2 protein-coding genes are annotated in these 2,360 nt (G+C 38.3%); both read right to left on the reverse strand.

Going from position 1 to position 2,360, the window contains the following annotated elements:
- Window positions 1-463: 463 nt before the first annotated feature.
- The gene (gene lipA / locus BM043_RS19240) at window positions 464-1,342 is read right to left on the reverse strand and encodes a lipoyl synthase (protein ID WP_092794895.1); all 879 of its coding nucleotides are present in this window, start codon (window positions 1,340-1,342) and stop codon (window positions 464-466) included.
- Between the two features lie 55 nt (window positions 1,343-1,397).
- On the reverse strand, window positions 1,398-2,132 hold the full coding sequence (locus BM043_RS19245; RefSeq protein WP_177188534.1) for a hypothetical protein: 735 nt from the start codon (window positions 2,130-2,132) through the stop codon (window positions 1,398-1,400).
- Window positions 2,133-2,360 lie beyond the last annotated feature (228 nt).

A 2,360-nucleotide genomic window follows, 5' to 3' on the forward strand; every position in this document is an offset into this window, starting at 1 on the left:
GGGTTACACCCGGGAGAGTAGGTCGCCGCCACATTATTCCAAGCCCCCTCAGAAATGACGGGGCTTTTGTGTTTTGAATCCAAGACAAGGGGATTCGGCCGACTCATTCAATGCTAAAATAAAAGCGTTCAGAGCGTAGTTCAGAGGCGTAGCCAATATTGAATTCTTCCCATTTCGACTCTCCAATATCTATGGATAAAAATCTACTTCCCCAGATATTCAGACTGATCCGATTACACCCCTGGTATCGTGATCGCCTCCACATCATTCCAAACCTCAGCAAAATCGATAGTGCTTTTGTGTTTTGGAAAGTTTTCCCAATAGTTAGGAATCCATTTTGATAATGTTGAGTTTTAAATGGAAAACCTATCCTCCTCTACATTTTTCCAAATCAACTATTTTTGAATTTTGTCATAAAAAAAGTCCAGATTTCTCTGGACTTTAAATCAATCTTCACTAAAACTTAAACATTTACATGTCGCTCAGCATGATAGGATGAGCGTACAAGTGGACCTGACTCTACATATTTTAAACCTCTTTTTAAGCCTTCTTCCTGGTATTTGGCAAAAAGATCAGGATGTATAAACTCTGCAACTTCAATATGCATTTTGGTGGGCTGAAGGTATTGGCCCAAGGTCAATATATCACATCCATGAGCTACCAAGTCATCCATGGCTTTGTAAACCTCGCCTTGACTTTCTCCTAAGCCAAGCATGATGCCTGTTTTGGTTCTCTTCCCATATTCTTTTGTCAATTTAATCTGCTCTAAAGATCGTTGATATTTGGCCTGAGGCCTGACTCTTCGATAAAGGCTTTCTACAGTCTCCATATTGTGTGAAACGACTTCCTGACCGCCGCTGATCATTCGATAAAGCGCTTCCCAATTTGACTTTACATCAGGTATTAATGTTTCAATTGTCGTTTCAGGTGAAAGCTCTTTGGTTTTAATTACGGTTTGATACCAGATTTCGGCTCCACGATCCTTTAATTCATCTCTATTTACAGAGGTTAGTACCGCGTGTTTTACACCCATTAATTTGATGGCCTCTGCTACTCGTCTTGGTTCATCTTCATCATATTCCGGCGGTCTACCGGTGGCCACCGCACAAAATGAACATGATCGTGTACAGACATTTCCCAAGATCATAAAAGTGGCAGTTCCTGCTCCCCAACACTCCCCCATATTTGGACAGTTTCCACTTTCGCAAATGGTATGTAATTTATGCTGGTCTACGAGTTTTCTGACTTTGGCATATTCTTTTCCGACAGGAAGTTTAACACGCAACCAATCTGGTTTTTTACGCCTTGTACTTTCTTCAGAAATAACTGGTAATTCGATCATTGAAGTTTGAATTTGGAGCAAAATTAAGGGTAAACTATCGGATACCCAACTTTACTTATTTTCGAAATCCATAATAGAAGGTAAAATAAGCAGATTGGAATAATTGCTTATTTTCCGTAGTAGTAATCAAAGGAATTTCTCTGGTAAAACCCTCTAATTGGTAACCTAGTTCCACACCGGTGACATTACTCCTAAATACCCCAAATTCAAAATTAAGAGCCGCTTTGAAGTTTGCTCCGATTGCAAGCTCGGATTGTCCGATACCTTCAAATAACCTTCCTGTTCCTAAAATATTAAATCTACTTTGATGTACCTCTGGATTGTATTGTTCTCGGACAGTTTCAAGGCGATTTAGAGCATATTCTATGTAATAAGGGGCGATCAATCCGATTGATGGACCTATACCAGCTAAAGCAGATACCTGAACCCCTTGATTGGGAGCTTTTTTGAATAAAATCACCTCCCGTCCATATTGTGGTCTGATTGAATACAAGTAATTTGACTTACCAAAAACATAGCTGTTTCCCAAAACGGTATTATATCTGACTTCTTTGGGGTTTTTTAGGTTTGATAATTCAAGCGAAAAAAAGCTAAACTGTGAGTCATCCAACCTTGTTCCAATTTTAAAAAATAAACCTCCGATTAGACCACCGTTAGTGTTTTTGTTAAGGCCAAAAACCATTTCTTGGTCATAGTCATAGTTACCAGCATCTTCTCTTTGACCATAAGCTGACCCGAAGATGAAGAAAATTAGCGGCAGGATGAAAATAAGATGTAACTTTTTTGCCATGATTTTATGATTAAAATCTATTTGTATTATAAACTCAATTCTAAAAGTAAGGGTTTAGAATGATGATAAAAAGTTGATTTTTCTAAATCCAGATTAGATTTTTCAAGGAGATTTAACCAGAAAAGAATCTGTGTTGGATCTGCTACATTTGATTGGACAGTAAGTTAAGCCCCTTAACTTAGAACCAATGAAAGAAGGAACAAGAAGAAGTTTTGACAAGGAATTCAA

Origin of the sequence: Algoriphagus hitonicola (assembly GCF_900113375.1) — a bacterium.
In the GTDB taxonomy this organism is placed as follows: Bacteria; Bacteroidota; Bacteroidia; order Cytophagales; family Cyclobacteriaceae; genus Algoriphagus; species Algoriphagus hitonicola.